Source organism: Mycobacterium sp. NAZ190054, assembly GCF_001545925.1.
Lineage (GTDB): Bacteria > Actinomycetota > Actinomycetes > Mycobacteriales > Mycobacteriaceae > Mycobacterium.
This window is the reverse complement of sequence record NZ_LMVQ01000491.1, coordinates 1-869: the sequence shown is the minus strand read 5'-3', so window position 1 is coordinate 869 and position 869 is coordinate 1. Positions and strand designations below refer to the sequence as shown.

Here is an 869-nt window from a genome sequence, read left to right as displayed (position 1 = left end):
TGGCCTGCTCCGCGTTTTTCAGACTGCGGATTTCGCGGGAATTAAGCCGCGAGCTGTGAATTCATATATTCGGTGCGGACTTCATGCGGTGTGCGGTAGCCGAGCGCGGAGTGAAGTCTGCGTCGATTGTAGAACAGTTCGATATAGCGGGCAATATCGGCTTGTGCTTTCTTCCGTGTCGGGTACACCATATGGTGCACACGTTCATTCTTCAGGCTTGCAAAGAATGATTCCGCGAGGGCGTTATCCCAACAAATTCCGGTCCGCCCCAGTGAGGCTCGCATATCGAGGTCCTCGATTTTGGTAGCGTAGTCGGTCGAGGTGTATTGCGTCCCGCGGTCAGTGTGCATAATGCATTTCGGCTCGAGCGCATGGTTGCGGGCAGCCATCTCCAGAGCGTCGGTGACCAGTTCAGTGCGCATATGGTCGGCCATCGCGTAACCGATCACTTCTTTGTTGAAGCAGTCAATCACCGTGGCCAGGTATAGCCAGCCGGCCCAGGTCCGGATATAGGTGATGTCGCCGACCAGCTTGATCCCGGGCCGATCCGCGGTGAAATCACGGGCCACCAGATCAGGCACCGCCGTGGCCGACTCGCCGGCGATAGTGGTCCGCTTGTACGGTTTCGGTTGCAGTGCAACGAGATTCAACTCCCGCATCAGCTTGCGGACCAGTTCCGGGCCGACTGGGTCGCCAGCGCGTACAAGCTCGGCATGGATGCGCCGGTAACCGTAGACGGCGCCGAAAGACTTGAACAGCGCGGCGATCTTGAGCTTGAGCTCCTCACGGCGACACGCTGCGGCGCTGGCTGACCGGCCCAGCCACTCGTAATATCCCGATTTCGACACCCCCAGCCAGGCCAGCATCTG

The 869-nt window shown here is 59.0% G+C and carries 1 protein-coding gene; it reads right to left on the bottom strand.

The window, feature by feature from the left end; genetic code table 11:
* Positions 1–41 precede the first annotated feature (41 nt).
* Positions 42–869 (bottom strand): IS3 family transposase (locus tag ASJ79_RS24885; RefSeq protein WP_067961275.1); only part of this gene is annotated, 828 nt, incomplete at its 5' end.